Source organism: Nannocystis punicea, assembly GCF_026965555.1.
Lineage (GTDB): Bacteria > Myxococcota_A > Polyangia > Nannocystales > Nannocystaceae > Nannocystis > Nannocystis punicea.
The window spans coordinates 245,423-261,089 of record NZ_CP114040.1 but is presented as its reverse complement, the minus strand read 5'-3'; the positions used below and the strand labels follow the sequence as shown (position 1 = coordinate 261,089).

Sequence of the window (15,667 nt, the reverse complement as noted above, 5' to 3'; positions counted from 1 at the left end):
AGCCGCGGGGTAACTGATGGTAGGTCGGGCCTGGTGGGCCGCGTAAGTCGAGGTGACGAGCCGCCCCCGAAGGACCGCAGGGCCCTGCCCTCACGGGTGCCGTCGCTGTCGGGCTCAGATGACGTCCTGCATGCGAGCGACCGTGTCGCGCGCCGCCTTGATGAGGTCGGGACGGGCGTCGCCGGCCTTGCCCAGGAACAGCTCGAGGTTCTCTTTGGCTTCCTTGCGCTGGCGGAGCTCGGCGTAGGCCATGCCGAGGCCGTAGAGCGCGTCGGCGCCGTCCGGATCGATGGCCTTGGCCTTCGTGTAGGCGTCGATGGCCTCTTTCATCTGCCCGAGCTCGAAGTGAGCGCGGCCGAGGCCGTTCCACATGCGCGCGTCCTTGTCGTTGATCTGCGCGCCGGTATCGAGCACCGCCATCGCCACGTTGGCGAAGCCGTAGTCGATGTACATGTTGCCGAGCGAGACGAACGCGGGGCTGTAGCTGGGCTTGATCTCGATCGTCTTGCGGTACGCGGCGTCGGCCTTCTCGGGCTGATCGAGCTTCTCGTACAGCACGCCGGTGCGGTAGTGGGCGCGATACATCTTCGGATCGAGCTTCAGCGCCTCCTGGAACGAGTTGATCGCGGCGTTGAACTTGGTCTCGCGCTCCGAGGAAGACACGCCGTCGGCCTCGCCCTGGGCCTGCTGCACCGCGCCGATGTCGTACCAGTACTCGGCCTGCGGCTCGGCCTTCATGTTCTCGATGGCGCCCGTGAACGCCTTCTCGGCGTCGACCAGCTTGTTCTGCTTCTTGTAGATCTGACCCAGGGTGTGGTGCGCGGCCGCGTAGGTCGGATCGAGCTGAATGGCGTCCTGGATCGCCTTCTCGGCGCCGGCGGTGTTGTTGCGGTCGAACAGTTGGATGCCTTCGTTCATCCGATTGATCGCCTGGACTCGGTTACGGCTCGCCAGGCCGTTGCAGGCCGGGAGGAGGACAGCGCAGGAGACGACGAGAGCGGCCAGAGGGGAGAGACGACGCATCAGAGACCTTTCCGGATCGCGTGCGGATGATAACGGGCGGGGCATCTGGTGACAAGGTTGCACGTCGGCGCGAACGTTCGCGCCATTTCTCGGCGCTCGCGACGTGTCGTGAGCGCCATGCGCGAAAACGCGCCACACGCGCCGAGGCGGACGAACGCCTAGCGTACACAGCAATCAGGCAGGTTGTGAGTTGACGCGAGCCCGATGCAGGCGCCGGGCGATCTCGCTGACAGATCTCCAGAGACGCGGCGGTCCTTAAACGCCGAAGGCCCGGCGTGCACCGGGCCTCCTGGCTTTTGAGACTGGCTGTCCCTCGGGACAGCCCGCCGATCAACCCGGCTCGAGGACGAACGGGTACGAGACGATGACCGAGCCGCCGCCTTCGGGCTTGGGGAAGGTCCAGCGCTTGACCGCCTGGGCGATGCAGGAGCCCACGGCCGGGTCCTTCATCGTGCTCTCCTGGACGACCGCGGTGGGCACCTTGCCGGTGCCGCCGATGGTGAACTGGACAGCGACACGGCCCTTGGCGTTCGGATCGCGGGCGAGCGCCTGGTTGTAGCAGTAGCGGACCTCGTTGATGTGCGCGCGGACGATGCGGCGGATGATGTCCTTGTCGAGCGCGCCCTGGACCTCGGCCTTGGCCTGGCGAACGGTGGGGACGCGGGTGCCGCGGCCGCCGAAGCCGGCGCCTGCGCCACGGCCGTAGCCGGAGCCCGTGCCGCCGCCGCCGCCCTTGCCGATGAGGCCCGTGTTGCCGAGGCCGATCGTGCCCTCGCCGGTACCACCGCCGCCGCGGCCGGTGCCGACCAGGCCGAGGCCGCCGACGCCATACGCCTCGCCGATCTCGGTGCCGGTGAGGCCGCCCCACACGTCCGCGTCGTCGTTGCCGACCGCGAACGCGCCGCCGTACGGCGAGGCGAGGAAGTGGCCGCTCTCGGCGCTCATCACCCCGAGGATGCCGGCCTGGCGCGCGGCCATGTCGGGGTCGAAGTTACGGGCCATCTGCGGGATGGCGTCCTTCGGGCCCTTCATGGCGTAGAGACCCGACTTGCTCTTCGAGGTGGGCTTGCCCATCTTGCCCTCCTCGCCCTTGTGGCGCTGACCGGTGCCGCCGGCCTCGTCGTCGGAGTTCTCCATGTCCTCCGGCGGCGGCTCCTCCTCCTCCGGCGGCTTGTCGGGCTGGTTGAGGTAACCGACGAAGCGGTTCTCTTCCATCATCTCGTCGAGGCTGAGGTTGCCGGCCTCGTTGGGGATCAGGTGCGTGAGCACCAGCAGGCTGCCGATGACCACGAACGACGCGCCGTTGTAGATCCAGAACGGCTTGTCGGTCTCGCTGCCGCCCTTGATCACCGCGCCCGGCGCGACCGAGTTCACGTAGAAGGTGACGTCCTGGTACTTGACCCGCGCCGTCGCTCCGGGCGGCAGCGGGAAGCTGAACGACGAGCCCTGCGAGCCCGCGCGGCCGGTGGCGACCAGCTGCTGCAGCGTGATCGTCTGGCCGTCGAAGGTGACCTCACCGCTCATGTTCTGCGTGAAGTTCAGCGCGAACTCGTGGTCGCTGCCGCGGACCAGCGGGAAGCCGTTGGGCTCGGGCAGGCCGGTGGGCGGCACGTGGAACGACGCGCCGTGGCCCTCGCCGATCGTGAAGTTCTTGTTGACGTAGTCGCCGGTGCGGATGAGGCCCATGCTGAACGGCACGAGGCCCGCGATCGCCAGCAGCATGCCGATCGCCGCCAGACCGTTTCCGGGCGGGGTCGGCCGCGGCGTACCCTGCTCGATCGACTCCTGGACCTTCTTGCCGTAGCCGGGCCAGTCCTGGTTCACGTCGCTGAAGAACACCGCCGCGCCGGCGACCAGCATCGCCCCGCCGATGGCGAGGAAGATCGGCGCCTGCGACTTGCGGTTCTTCAGCTGGCCGACGTGCTGCACGTCGAGCACCGTCGAGCCGTACATCGCCACGACCTCGGCCACCCGCGAGCCGCTCTGAACTTCGACCTCGCTCAGGTCGATCTGGATCGGCGCCCGCGTCGCCATCGGCGCCGCAGCGAGCGGCGCCGCCGCCACCGCAGCCGCCGCCACGGCCACGGGCGCGGCCACCTGCGCCGGCGCCGGCGCGGCCGCGACCTGCTGCTTCGCGAAGCCGACCTCGAGCCGGTACGGCCCGAAGTTCAGGGCGTCGCCGTCGTGCAGCACCGCGTTCTTGTCGATCCGCTGGCCGTTGAGCACGGTCCCCGCCGCGCTCCCGAGATCGATCACCCGCACCTCTTCGCCGGACACCTCGATCACGGCGTGCATGCGGGCCACGGCCTCGTCATCAAGGCAAACGTGGCTGCTCTTCAGCTTGCCGATCTTGATGACATCCTGCGTCAGCGTCTGGGTGTCGACGAGCTGATCGCCGTAAAAGACTTTGATAGCGAGCGTCTTGGTGGACATGTTCGGTCCTCGGTCCGGCGGATTGCGCGGGCAGAGACAGCGGGCTTCGGTGGCGGTTCCCGGGGTTCGGGAGATTGTTCAAAAAAGAAACGTGAGTGAAAGCACGGACCCTGGGCCCGGATCACACATCGTTGGCCATCTTGATGAGCTCGGGGATGAAGTGCGGCCGGATGGTGATGAGGCTGGCGTGCTTGGTGCGGCCACGGGAGGCGATGTTGGCGCCTTCGGGCGAGAGCAGCTCGCCGTCGACGTTGTCGTCGTCGAAGTCGTAGACCGTGGTGCCGCTGCCGCCCTTGCCCTTGTTGGCCGCGCTGTCGGCGTCCTGGTCACTGGCCGGCGCCGCGAAAGCGGTGGTCGAGGCGAAGAGAGTGGTCAGCAGAGTGATCAGAGCGAGCCGCATGGTGAAACCTCGTGGAGCGGTCCCCCTGGGACCTTCACGCACCATACCTCGCTCGGGCCAGCCTTGTAAACGCCCGGCGATTGTGGTGCGGCGGCCGGAGAGCGCGAACAAGGGAGCAGACGGCTTCGGCTGCGAGATCGCTCCGGCCCGCGGAGCGACCCGCGGAACCAAGCAAAAAGGGGCGGCCGTCCGGCCGCCCCTCATGCGCGGATGACGAGCTCCCGATTACTTCGGAGGCGTGCCACCCGCGGGCGCTGCGCCTGCGGCCGGAGCGGGAGCACCGCCCGCGGCCTCGGCGGCCTCGGCCTGCTTCTCGAGATCGAGGAGTCGCTTGCGCTCTTCCTCTTCCGCCTTCTTCGCCTGCGCCTCGAGCTCCTTGGCCTTCTTCATCATCTCCTCGGAGACGCGGTTGAAGGCGATGGTCTCATCGATGGTGGCGATGCGGTCCTTGGCCAGCAGGACCTGCTGACTCCACTTCTTGTCGCTCTTCACCGCCTCGATGAACTTGTTGTAGTGGCCCTTGGCGACGTTGATGAGCTTCTCGTTCTGCGCCGTGTCGACGGTGTCCTGCGTGCTGATGTGGTCCTGGTACAGCACGCCGAGGTTGTAGAGCGGGCGCGGATCGGAGGCGTTGAGCTTGAGCGCCTTGTTGTACGAGCCCTCGGCCTCCTTGAACTTCTTCAGGCCGCGCTGCGCGACGCCGAGAGCGAGGTGCGCCTCGGTGTTCTTGGCCTGACGAGAGTCCTTCAGGGCGATCTCGAACGCCTTCTCGGCGGTGGCGTAGTCGCGGAAGCGGATCGAGATGAAGCCGATGTTGAGGTTCGCCTCGACGTGGTTGGCCTCGACCCGCACCGACTCCTTGAACGCCTTGAGGGCGTTGACCTGGTCCTGACGCTCGAGCAGGAGCAGGCCCTGGATGTTGTACAGGTCGGCGGACTCGCGGCCCTCGTTCTTGAGCACGCGGACGCCCTGGGTCACCACGAGGTTCGCGAGCACCAGGTACGACTTGTCCTTGCTGTGACCGCGGTCGTAGTAGATGCGCGCGAGGTTCTCGTAGGCGGCCTGGTTGCCGGAGTCGAGGGCGAGCACGCCCTGGATCGACTTCTCCGCCTCGTTGAAGGCGTTGACGTCGGTGTTGCCGACGTACTGGTTACGCAGCAGGCCGGCGACGTTGTTACGGGCGGCGCGGGCCGACAGCTTGTTGGCCTCGACGCCCTTCTTGAACATGTCGAGGGCCTTCGACTCCTGGCCCTTCTTCCAGTAGATGACGCCGAGGTTGTTGTAGGCGAGGTCGAACTTGGGCGCCTGGGAGATGAGCTGGGAGTAGACGCCTTCGGCCTTGTCGGCCTGGCCGCACTCCTCGAGGACGACACCCGAGTTGAACTGCGCCAGCGCCATCTGCACGCCGTGGGTCTTGTAGACCTTCTGGAACGCGCCCGCGACGCGCTCGCACTCGTCGCCGCTGAGCTTGCCGTCGCTCTTGGCCGCGTTGTAGGTCTTCACGGCCTCGGCGAAGTCGTTCTTCGCCTCCTTGGAGGCTTCGGCCGGCGCGGGCCCGGTGGGTCCGCCGCCGCCGCCGCCGCCACCGCCACCGCCGCCGCCGTCCGGGTTCTCGGTGCCGGTCTTGTTCTTTCCGCAGGCCGTCAATGCGACAGCCAGGGCGCCGATGCTTGCGATCTTGATCAGGTTACGCATGGTGGTCGCTCCTTTGCTGGCTCCTGCCGGCCTCACTCGCTGTCCTCGTCGTCGCCCTTGTCGTCGGCCTTCTCATCGGCCTTCTCGGCGGGCTTCTCCGCGGCGGCGCCCACGGAGGGCTTGCGCTTCTCACCCTCGAGGTCGAGCTGCACGTCGACGCGGTCGGGGCGGCTCGCGGTGTACTGGGAGATGCCGAAGATCTCCTCGGTGGCCGGGTACTTGTCCGGCTCGCGCTGCTGGAGCTCCTCCTCGCACAGACGAGAGAACTCGTTGAAGAACTGGAAGGTCGTCGACCGCTCGAGGCAGAACGAGAACTTCTTCACCGCGTCCTCCTGGATCGGCTGGGCGCGGTCGCCGAGCTCGTCGCAGAAGGCGTAGGCCTGATCCTCGGTCTTGAACTCCTTCGGCACCTCGGCGCGGTAGAGCTGGTCGGCGTAGTTCTGCGAGACCATGGCCGAACGGGCGGCGGCGGCGAGCATCCAGTACGGGCTCTGCTTGGCGCCGACGATACCGTCGTACTGGGCCTGCAGCGCCTGACCCTGCTTGGTCTTCTTCTCGTAGAACTCGAGGAAGCGCTTGGTCGAGTCGGCCTTCTTCGCGACCTGCTCCTTGTACTCCTTCTCCCACTTCGGCAGGCCAGCGTCCTTCTTCCACTCTTCGACGAAGAAGCTCAGGCCGCCCGGCATCTCGATCTTGAGGTACTCCTCGTAACCGCGGTCGGCCTTGTACACGCCGGACATGGCGACGGCGTTGGCGAAGTCCTCGCGCCGGTCGCGGTCCTCCTCGGGCACGTTGATCTTGTTCTTCGCCATCTTGAGGACGCTGTCGAAGTACTTCTGGGCCTCGTCCGCCTTCTTCTTGTTACGGGAGTGGACCGTGATGATGCCGGACGTCGCGGAGCCGCAGTACTCCGGGATCTCCTGCTTCTTGGTCGAAGCGGCGGCGCCCTTCTTCTCGGTGCCCTTCTTGACCTTCTTCTTCAACGCCTCGGCGGCGGCGCGAGCCTTGTCGCCGGCCTGGGCCTTCTTGCGCTTGATGGTGATGCACGAGTCGTAGAGCAGGCCCTCGGCGCACGACTGGCGCCACAAGATCTGGCCGATGGTGGCCTCGGCGACGATGCGACGGTCGAGGCCGCCGTTCTTGCCGTAGATCTTGAGGTACTCCTCGGCGTGCTTGAGCTTCTCTTCCTCGGTCTTGAGGATGTCGTGCTTCGACCAGAAGATCTTGGCCGCGAGCTCCGGGTTGTCCTTGCGGTAGAGACCCTCGTACTTCGACAGGTCGGCGCTGGCCTGCTCGTCCTGGCCGAGGCCGAGGCGGAACAGGTAGGCGTTGCGCAGGTAGTCGGGCGACTGCTTGTCCTTGATGTACTTCTCCGCGTACAGCTCCATGTGCTGCGCGGCCTTGTCGTACATCGCGATGGCCTGGTAGTTGCCGGCGAGGTTCGACAGGGTCTTCTGGTAGTGCTCGCTGTTCGGGAACTTCTCGAGCAGGATCTTGCGGAAGCGGACCGACTGACCGAGCAGGAAGGCCGCCTCGTAGCACTCGGCCGCGTTCCAGATCAGCGTCGAGGCCTTCTCGTGGGCGTCGCCGTACTCGTTGTAGATGGCGATGAACTGCTCGGCGCACTTGCGGTAGCCGTCCGGATCGCCCTTACGGCCGGCCTCGAGGTAGGTCATGCCCTTCTTCCAGCCGATGCCGGCCAGCAGCCGCGGGATCGCCTCCTTGAGCTCTTCGGCCTCCGGATGCGTGTAGACCTTCATCTTCTGCATCTTCTTGGACCAGGTCTCGAGGTCGTCCGAGGCCTTGATCGCCTCCTCGGGCGTCAGATTCTTGTCGATCCAGCGGATCGTCAGAATGTCGAGGAGCATCTCGGAGCACCAAGCGGCGTAGATGGAGCCGTCGAACTTGACGACCATCTCCTCCAGGAGCGGGCGCGCCTCCTGGAACTTGTTGTGCACCATCATGAGCTTCGCCCGGTGGTAGACGATCTTGGGCAGCTCGGGGTCCTTCGGGTCTTTGACGTACTTCTGGTAGATGTCGTACGCCTCGATCATCTTCTTCTCGTCCTCGGAGTAGTCGGACTCCGGGTACGTCAGACTCTGATCGCCCTTGGTGTTCTCGTCGGTCTTGGTCTTCTTCTTCTTCTCCTTGTCCTTGTAGACGCACACGCCCTCGGCGTTCGTCTTGCAGGACTTGGCCTGGCCGCCCGTCTCGTCGTACTCGAGGGCGTTCTTCATCGCGAGCATCTGCGCGTAGGCAGCGTCCTGCGTGAACTTGCCGTCGGGGTTGATCTCGAGGACCTTGACGAACTCGTCGTGCGCGCGACGGAACTTGGTGAGGCCGTCGGGCTTGGTCTTCTTGTCACCGATGAGCGAGCTGGCGCGGGCCCACAGGAGCTCCGCGTAGTACATCTGGATCTCGTACGAGTCCTTGTCCTTCGGGAAGGTCTTGAGGAAGCCCTCGTAGGCCTTCTCGGCCAGCGCGTACGTGGCCTCGTTCTTGGTCTTCTCGGCCTCGTCGTGCCACACGGTGGCCATCTGCTTCATCGTGTCGAGCGTCTCGTCCCGGCACTTGCGCTTGACGGCCTCCTTCTGCGAGCCGTTCTTGAACTTGTCCCAGTACTCGCCAAGACGCGCCGTCTCGGTCCACTGGAACTCCTTGTTGTCGGTCGCCAGCGCGTTGATGACGACGCGGCCCTGCCACTCACAGGTCTGCGCGTCGTCGGGGAACAGCTCCTGCAGCTTGTGGTAGGTGTACGTCGACTCGGTGTACATGCCCTGCCCGAAGTACTGGACCGCGAGCAGCTCCATCATCTTGCGGGACATGTTCTCGTCTTCCTTCGGGCCGTCGCCGACCTTCTGGAAGAACTCCCACGCCTTGGACGGCTTGCCGGCCATGACGAAGGCGCGGACGAGGTCGCGACGGGCGTCGCGGCGCAGCTGCTTGGCGTTGGCCTCGCTGCCGGCGCGGCCCTCGAGGGTCGCGGTGATCGTCTTGACGAAGAAGTCGAGGCTGAGGTCGTAGCGCGGGTCCGCGGTGCCGACCGGGTTCAGGTGGCACCACGCCATCTTGTAGAGCGCGTAGGCGTAGACCGGGCTGTCCTTGAAGGTGATGACCTTCTCGTACAGCTGGAGGGCGTCGCCGATCTTGCTCTGATTGAAGTAGTAGTCGGCGAAGCTGAGGTACGCGTTGGGGATGTACTGGCTGTTCGGGTAGTCCTGGATCAGCCGGATGTACGCGTCCTTCATCTCCTGCTCGCGCTTGAGCTGGCCGAGCTCGAACGCGTAGAAGTACAGCGCCTCGTCGAGGCGCTTGTACTTGCTGAGGCCCGGATCGGTGACGAGGGCCTTGTACAGCTTCACCGCCTGCTCGCTCGCGGCCTTGGCCGACGCGTCGAACTTGGCCTGCTTGGCCTTGAGCTGGTCCGCCTTGCCCTTCTGCTTGGCCTCTTCAGCCTGGAAGATCGGGTCGTAGAGCGCGCCGGACTGGGTCTCGAAGTACGCCTTCTTCTCGAGGAAGTGGTCCGACAGGCGGTACAGCAGGTCCGGGTAGTCCGGGTGAGACTTGTCGGTCGCGTTGAGGAGGCGCTTGAGCTGCTCGATCTGCGTGTCGGCGATCTCCTGGGCGACCGCGGCGCGCTTCTTCGCAAACGAGCTGCCTTCCATCATCTCGACGCGGCGCTTCGTCTCCTTCTGCTGCTTCTCTTGCTCTTCCTTGAACTTCGTGTCGAGCGTGTCCTTGGTGCGGACCTTGCCGGACTTGCGGTTGTACTTGACGGCACTGTTCGCCTCGGCGCCGCCCTCCGCCGGGGCCTGCGCGCTGGCAGGAGCCGCGGCGGCGAAGACGACCACCGCGAGACCGACTCCGCTCAGGATGTTCAGCTTGCGAAACTTGCGGGGATGGCTGTGTGGCTTCATGGACCTCTACCTCAGATGGCGGGTCCACGGGACCCGGCCTTGTTGCTGGCTCTTGTCAAACGCCGGCGAGGTCGCGCGCATGACCTCGCCGGCGCCGCCGCGGCTACTCCTCCTTGCAGCGGCTGGTAACCTTGTAGTTGTAGTAACCGAGCTCGTCCTTCCAGTACTCGCCGTTGTAGTTGTAGATCTCGTGCTCGGCGTCGACCTTCGGTCGCACCGGACGGCGCTCGGTGGCTGCGCCGGCGTCACCGGCCTTGATGCGGTTCAAGATCTCGTACTCGATCTTGATCGCCTCGCGCTCGAGGTCGTTGATCTGCTGGATCTGCTGCATCAACCGGTTACGCGCGAGGGCGCCGGTCGACTCTTTGCCCAGCGAGAGCAGGCCGTCGAGCGTCTCCGTGATCTGCTCCGCCAGCGGGCTGCCCTTGAAGTCGCTCTTGGCGTCCTCGAGCTGGCCCTGCTCGCGCACCAGCTCGTTGACGAACGCGTAGTTCTTCTCGAGCGTCTTGTCCTGCAGCGACTTCTGGGCGACCTCCTCGACGAACGGGTCGAGCTTCGACTCGCTGTTGCGGATCTTGACGCTGAGGTCGAACAGCGCGAAGTCCTCGGGCGCCTTGGCGAGCAGGTCCTTGAGGTCGTCGCGGGTCTTCGGGTACTTGCGGTTGAACTCCTCGATCGCCAGCTTCGCGGGCTGGTAGCGGCAGTTGAAGTAGTACGTCACTGCCTTGAGGATGATCGACTCGGGGTACAGGTAGTCGTAGAAGAACGGCGCGTTGAGCGTGTGGATGTAGCCGAGCGTGCGCTGGTAGTGGATGTTCGCCTGTTCGGGCTCGACCTCGACGAGGCGGAACTCCGTCCACGAAGACGCGAGGATCGAGTCGAGCCAGTACGGCGACGCGAGCGGGATTTTGTCGTAGTACTTGAGCGCCGTGTCGTACTTGCCGACCTGGTAGAAGATGTAGCCGAGGGCGAGGTTGGCCCGCTCCTCGTAGCGCTGCATCTCCTCCTCGAAGCTCAGCTCCTCGACCTCGCCGGCCAGCTGCTTCGTCTTGTTCTTCTTGGCGAGCTTGGCCTTGGCCTTGGCTTCCTTCTTGCGCTTCTTCTTGTCCTTCGCCCACAGCTCCTTGAGCGAGATGTTCTTGCGGAGGACGTTCTTGAACGCCTCGACCGCCTGCGGACCGTGGAACTCACGCGTCTCGGCGACGCCGAGGAAGAACTGCGCCGGGATGTAGTAATCGCTGTTGTCCGGCACCTGGCCGAGCAGCGCGATCGACTGACCGAGGTCGCCCTTCTGGTAGTAGAAGCGGCCGAGCAGGTAGTACAGCTCGTCGCGCACCTCGTCGAAGGCCGAGTCCTCGAGCTCGGTCGGCTTGTACGTACCGACCTTCTCGAGCACGCCGGCGCCTTCGGGCAGCTCGCGGCTCAGCGACGCGAGCCACGGCAGCGTCAGCTTGTGGTACGGGTGGCTCGGGCCCGCAGTCACGATCTCGCCGAGGATGGCCAGCGAGACGGCGTAGTACTGCAGCTTGTACAGCGACTTGCCGAGCCAGAACTGGGCCCGCGACTTGTCGCCCGGGGTCTTGCCGCTCGCGACCGCGTGGAAGATGACCGCCGCGCCCTGGTAATCCTCGGCCTTGTACTTGTCCTCGGCCTCGGCCAGCACGCCCGTGGCTGCACCGTCAGGGTTGCTGGGTGCAGCCACCGGGCCACCGGACGGCGGCGGGACAGCCGGACCTCCCGTGGGCGGCGGGACGGCGGGGCTTTTCGCCGGAGGCGGGGGCGGCGGACCGGCCACAGCCGGCGCCGCGTACAGGGCCCACGTGGCGCAAAGACTGAGAAGAGTGGTGGACGTCAGTTGGCGGAGCGATTTCATGCGGTCGATGCGTCCTCAGCGTGCGGAGTTTCGGCGATCCGAGAGCAGACCCTCAATCACAAAGTTGCAGGCCATGGTAGGTGGACCTGCGCGGCGCACTGCGGGCCTTCATAGGGTTTTCGGACGATACCAGCGGCGCGCTCGCAGCCGCAAGAGCCAGCCGCGACGGGTTTGGAAGGGTCGGGCGCACGGAAAGGAAGAAGCCGAGGGTCGCGGAGGTTTTCGCGCAGCGACCCGCCAGCGGCCCTGACCCGGGACTACACACCCCGGACCCGGTGAACCGCTCGCCGACCTGCAACGGGGCCCAGCTTCCGCCGATCTGCGGAGGTTCCGGCCGGCTTGCGAAAATTCCGGCGCCGCCCGGGCTGAGGGCCGTGATTTTTTACACGGGCATACCGGCCAGAACGGGGCCTGCGGGCGTCTGGGGGAGATGTACGGGTGGGGTGGAGATCGCCCACTTGAAGATCCCGGTTATCGACGTCGGGCAGCGCTCGCCGTCCGCCGACCCTCGAGGTGCCGCGCCCACCGGCAATGGTGGTCTGAGAGCCCGTCCGGACCCTTTCCGACGCGATCGGCCGCCGAGGTCGGGGCGACGCCGACGCGAGCCAGCGGACGCGAGCGGACGAGAACGGGCGGGCCCGGAGGGGGCTGGATTGCGAGATCTGCGTGGAGGCCGATGCGCAGGGCTTCTACCGCCGTTTCGCGGCGCTTGACCCTATGGTCCGGCAGTGTACGATGGGAAACCTGTTCGGCCGCCAAGACTGAGACGCCACATGCAAGTCACTCGCACGCCTGCTCTCTTGCGCACCGTCGCCAACGCGTTGGGCGCCCTGCTCCTCGTGCCGCTCCTCGCCGCCTGTCCGAAGGGCGATGTCGGCGCGCCCTGCAATCATGGCGACGTCGACCCGCCGGCCGACAAGGTCGTGACCTTCCCGGCCCTGAGCTGCAACGACCTCCTCTGCGTCTACGCCGACGAGCAGGAGCCGCCGACCGCTCCGTGCACCACCGACGAGATGTGCAACGCGGCCAGCGAAGACGGCAAGGCCCGCTTCGCGTGCGTCGAGGGCGAGTGCAAGCTGGCCTCGACGTTCGTGCTGGAGCGCTCGATGTGCTCGAAGACCTGCGGCGACGACGACGACTGCAAGGACGGCGGCATCGGCCAGCAGGTCCTCGCCAAGGAGACGAGCTGCGCCACCGGCTTCAGCTGCGTGGCGATCCAGACGCTCGGCGAGCTGTGCTGCCAGAAGCTCTGCGTGTGCAACGACGACCTCTCGGCCGGCGCCGTCGACGAGACGGCCACCGAGTGCGCCAAGTTCCCGACCGACCAGAGCGGCAAGCCGATCTGCGGCAACGACATGATGATGCCGACGCCGACGCCGACCGACACGACCGGCGCCTGAGCCTCACGGCGTGCGATCGGCTTCGAAGGCCCCGGGGATCCAGCGGATCCGCGGGGCCTTCGCGCTTGGGTCCGATGTCGACGCCGACGCCGACCGACACGACCGGCGCCTGAGCCTCACGGCGTGCGATCGGCTTCGAAGGCCCCGAGGATCCAGCGGATCCGCGGGGCCTTCGCGCTTGGGTCCTCAGGAGCGAGCGCGTCGTCGCTCGAGCTGCTCAGCACGCTGACGACGTCGAAGCGCACGGCCACCGTCTCCCACAGGTCGCGACCGACCAGCCACGCGGCCGCTCCTCGTCGAAGTCGGGCCTGCTTGCGTGGGTCGACGGTCTCTTCCGGGAGGCCGGCGCGATCGTCCTCGCGGCTGCGGACCTCCACGAATACGTACGTGTCGACGCGATCGTCCACACCGGCAGGCACGAGCCCGACCAGATCGAGCTCCACGCCACCAGCGCGGACGTTGCGGTCGACGACGAGGAGGCCGCGCGCCTCGAGGAAGCGCGCGGCCTGTTCCTCCGCCAGCTGGCCGCGCACCCGTGTGGAGGGTGGCGCGGGCATCGGGGCTCAGTCGCCCTGCGACTCGCCGGACTCGCCGCCCGAGGTGAGCAGCTCGTTGGCGTAGCCGCCGAGGCGGGCACGGATGCGGGCGGCGTTACCGCTGAGGTTGCGGAGGTAGTAGAGCTTGGCCTTGCGGACCTTGCCGCGCGAGACGAGCTCGACCTTCACGACGCGGGGCGAGTTGACCGCCCAGACGCGCTCGACGCCGACGCCGTGGGAGATCTTCCGGACGGTGAAGGAGCCGCGGGCGCCGCCACGCTTGCGGTGGATGCAGACGCCTTGAAAGACCTGGATGCGATCCTTGCCGCCTTCGGAGATCTTCGCGTGGACGCGGATGGTGTCGCCGGGACGGAACTCGGGAACATCGCTCCGCTTGTAGGAGGCCTCGATCGCTTCAATCAACGGGTTACTGTTGCTCATGGCGGAGCTCCGAAGGATGCGTGGAGCGGCGGGACTTGAGTTCAGCCAGTGCGACGGCGGCGAGAAGCGCTGCGGCTTGCACCGGCTGGGGGCCGGAAGAGTCATTCATCGAGGGCGTTTCTGCAAGTCCCGAGGCGAGCCTGGACGGCCGCGGGCTCACCGGCGAAAACGCCGCCTCGAGGCCGCCCGGCGCCGTAGACGAGGGCCCGGAGCGGCCTTGCGAAGCGTTCGCGGCGGGTCGTGCGAGATCTCCCGTGGCCTCGCACGCCAGCACCAGCACCAGCGGCGCTGAGAGATCTCCCGCCCCCGAAGCGGCCAGCAGATCGAGCAACGGCGCGGCTCCGCGGGCGAGCGGCAGATCGCTCGCGGGCCCAAGGGCGACGAGTCGCGGGGCGGCTCCGTGGCGGCGACGCAGCTCGCGGGCGAGATCTTTGAGGCTCCGAAAATGGGCTGCGCGGGCGACGCCAGCGCCTTCGGGCGGCCTTCCGCCAGGCGAGACGACCCGCAGCTCGGCCCCGGCCTCGCCGGCGGCGGCCGCGAGCGCGGCGATCAGAGCTGTCCTTTCAGACATGTCCTTTTCGCCCGCTGCGAAGTGGGCGACGAGGTAGAGCGGCGCGTCGTCCGGCAGCGCTCGCTGCGGCCGCAGGTCGGGGCGCAGGGCCCAGGTGCGCCGCCAGGCCTGCTCGCGGCGCCAGCGGGCGACGTCGGCGTGATCGCCGGCGAGCAGCACCTCCGGCACGCCGAGGCCGCGGAACTCCGGCGGGCGGGTGAAGTGCGGGTGCTCGAGCCAGGCGCCCTGCTCTTTAGAGCCTGTCGGCGAGGACATGTCCTGAAGCGAGAAGCTGTCGCGCGCGGCCGACTCGGGGTTGCCGAGCACGCCCTCGCGCAGGCGGGCGACGGCCTCGATGATCGCCAACGCGGCGACCTCGCCGCCGTTGAGGACGAAGTCGCCGAGCGACAGACACTCGTCGACGAAGTGCTCGCGGACGCGGTCGTCGATGCCCTCGTAGCGGCCGCACAGGAGGCCGATCCGCGGCACCGCGGCGAGCCGCTCGGCGACCCGCTGGTCGAACCGCGGACCGGCAGGGGTGAGGAGGATCCGGTGCATCGGCCCGCGCAGACGAGTCACGTGCTCGAGCGCCGCGACGACCGGCTCGATCTTCATCACCATGCCCGGACCGCCGCCGTACGGCGCGTCGTCGACGGTGCGGTAGCGGTCGGTGGCGAACTCGCGGTAGTCGGTGCAGTGCACGCTGACGAGCTCGCGCGCGAGCGCCTTGCCGACCAGGCCGCCGCGGAGGAAGCCGGCGACGGCGTCGGGGAACAAGCTGAAGACCTCGAAGGTCTGGCCGCTCACGGCGCCTCTGCGCCCTCCTCGAGGGCGTCGGGCAGGAGGCCGAGCGGCAGGTCGACGCGCAGGCGCTCGCCGTCGAGGTCGACGATGAACTGCGGCAGCGCGGGCAGGAGCCAGGTGTCGCGGCGACCGTCGGGGCGGGTCCACTCGACCTCGAGCAGATCTTGCACACCGTTGCTGGTCACGCCGGCGACGAGGCCGAGCGCCTGGGTGCGGCCATCGGCGAGAGCGCGCTCGACCGGGAGGCCGATCGCGTCGCTCAGGTAGAATTCGTCCTCGGCCAGCGCCGGGAGATCGGCGCGGGCGACCCACACCTCACAGCCGCGCAGGCGCTCGGCGTGGTCGCGGTCGGCGACGCCGGCCAACTGGACGCGCACGGACGCCTTGCCGGGGACGGGCTCGACGGTCACGATCTCGAAGGACATGTCCGATCGGGCATGTCCTTCGGGGCTGTTCGGCGGCCGGAGCTCGACCCGCAGGCCGCGCCGCAGCGCGCGCGAGTCGGGGTCGTAGAGGTGGAAGCGGAGCTGGCCGCGGACGCCGTGCGGCGCGGAGACCTCGGCGACGGCGATCGCGGCGGAGCGGCCCGACACGG

At 67.3% G+C, this 15,667-nt stretch carries 11 protein-coding genes; 1 reads left to right on the top strand and 10 read right to left on the bottom strand.

Annotated elements, in window-relative coordinates; genetic code table 11:
- Nucleotides 1-114: 114 nt before the first annotated feature.
- The 6 genes from O0S08_RS00965 to O0S08_RS00940 form a co-directional block, all read right to left on the bottom strand.
- On the bottom strand, nucleotides 115-918 hold the full coding sequence (locus O0S08_RS00965; protein ID WP_269037042.1) for a tetratricopeptide repeat protein: 804 nt from the start codon (nucleotides 916-918) through the stop codon (nucleotides 115-117).
- A 435-nt stretch (nucleotides 919-1,353) separates the two neighbouring features.
- Nucleotides 1,354-3,456, bottom strand: coding sequence for an AgmX/PglI C-terminal domain-containing protein (locus O0S08_RS00960; RefSeq protein ID WP_269037040.1), 2,103 nt, complete (start codon nucleotides 3,454-3,456; stop codon nucleotides 1,354-1,356).
- 121 nt (nucleotides 3,457-3,577) lie between these two features.
- The gene (locus tag O0S08_RS00955) at nucleotides 3,578-3,856 is read right to left on the bottom strand and encodes a hypothetical protein (RefSeq protein WP_269037039.1); all 279 of its coding nucleotides are present in this window, start codon (nucleotides 3,854-3,856) and stop codon (nucleotides 3,578-3,580) included.
- 225 nt (nucleotides 3,857-4,081) lie between these two features.
- On the bottom strand, nucleotides 4,082-5,551 hold the full coding sequence (locus O0S08_RS00950) for a tetratricopeptide repeat protein (RefSeq protein WP_269037038.1): 1,470 nt from the start codon (nucleotides 5,549-5,551) through the stop codon (nucleotides 4,082-4,084).
- Nucleotides 5,552-5,583: 32 nt separating this feature from the next.
- Nucleotides 5,584-9,468 carry a tetratricopeptide repeat protein gene (locus tag O0S08_RS00945; RefSeq protein WP_269037037.1) on the bottom strand — a complete coding sequence of 1,295 codons (3,885 nt, stop codon included), beginning with the start codon at nucleotides 9,466-9,468 and terminating at the stop codon, nucleotides 5,584-5,586.
- 103 nt (nucleotides 9,469-9,571) lie between these two features.
- Nucleotides 9,572-11,170, bottom strand: a complete 1,599-nt coding sequence (locus O0S08_RS00940; RefSeq protein WP_269037036.1) for a tetratricopeptide repeat protein — start codon at nucleotides 11,168-11,170, stop codon at nucleotides 9,572-9,574.
- Nucleotides 11,171-12,114: 944 nt separating this feature from the next.
- Between O0S08_RS00940 and O0S08_RS00935 the strand changes: the two genes are divergently transcribed.
- A complete protein-coding gene (locus O0S08_RS00935) occupies nucleotides 12,115-12,741 on the top strand; it encodes a hypothetical protein (RefSeq protein WP_269037035.1) in 627 nt (208 codons plus the stop codon).
- 116 nt (nucleotides 12,742-12,857) lie between these two features.
- Here the strand turns inward: O0S08_RS00935 and O0S08_RS00930 are convergent, their stop codons facing one another.
- The 4 genes from O0S08_RS00930 to rimM are packed head-to-tail and all read right to left on the bottom strand — an operon-like array spanning nucleotide 12,858 to nucleotide 15,665.
- Nucleotides 12,858-13,298: a YraN family protein gene (locus O0S08_RS00930; protein ID WP_269037034.1), complete on the bottom strand. Its 441-nt coding sequence runs from the start codon at nucleotides 13,296-13,298 to the stop codon at nucleotides 12,858-12,860.
- A 6-nt stretch (nucleotides 13,299-13,304) separates the two neighbouring features.
- On the bottom strand, nucleotides 13,305-13,718 hold the full coding sequence (gene rplS / locus O0S08_RS00925; protein WP_267687425.1) for a 50S ribosomal protein L19: 414 nt from the start codon (nucleotides 13,716-13,718) through the stop codon (nucleotides 13,305-13,307).
- A complete protein-coding gene (trmD, locus tag O0S08_RS00920) occupies nucleotides 13,705-15,075 on the bottom strand; it encodes a tRNA (guanosine(37)-N1)-methyltransferase TrmD (RefSeq protein ID WP_269037033.1) in 1,371 nt (456 codons plus the stop codon). The genes rplS and trmD overlap by 14 nt, the downstream gene beginning before the upstream one ends.
- Nucleotides 15,072-15,665, bottom strand: a complete 594-nt coding sequence (gene rimM, locus O0S08_RS00915) for a ribosome maturation factor RimM (protein ID WP_269037032.1) — start codon at nucleotides 15,663-15,665, stop codon at nucleotides 15,072-15,074. Before rimM ends, trmD begins: the two co-directional genes overlap by 4 nt.
- Between the last annotated feature and the right edge of the window lie 2 nt (nucleotides 15,666-15,667).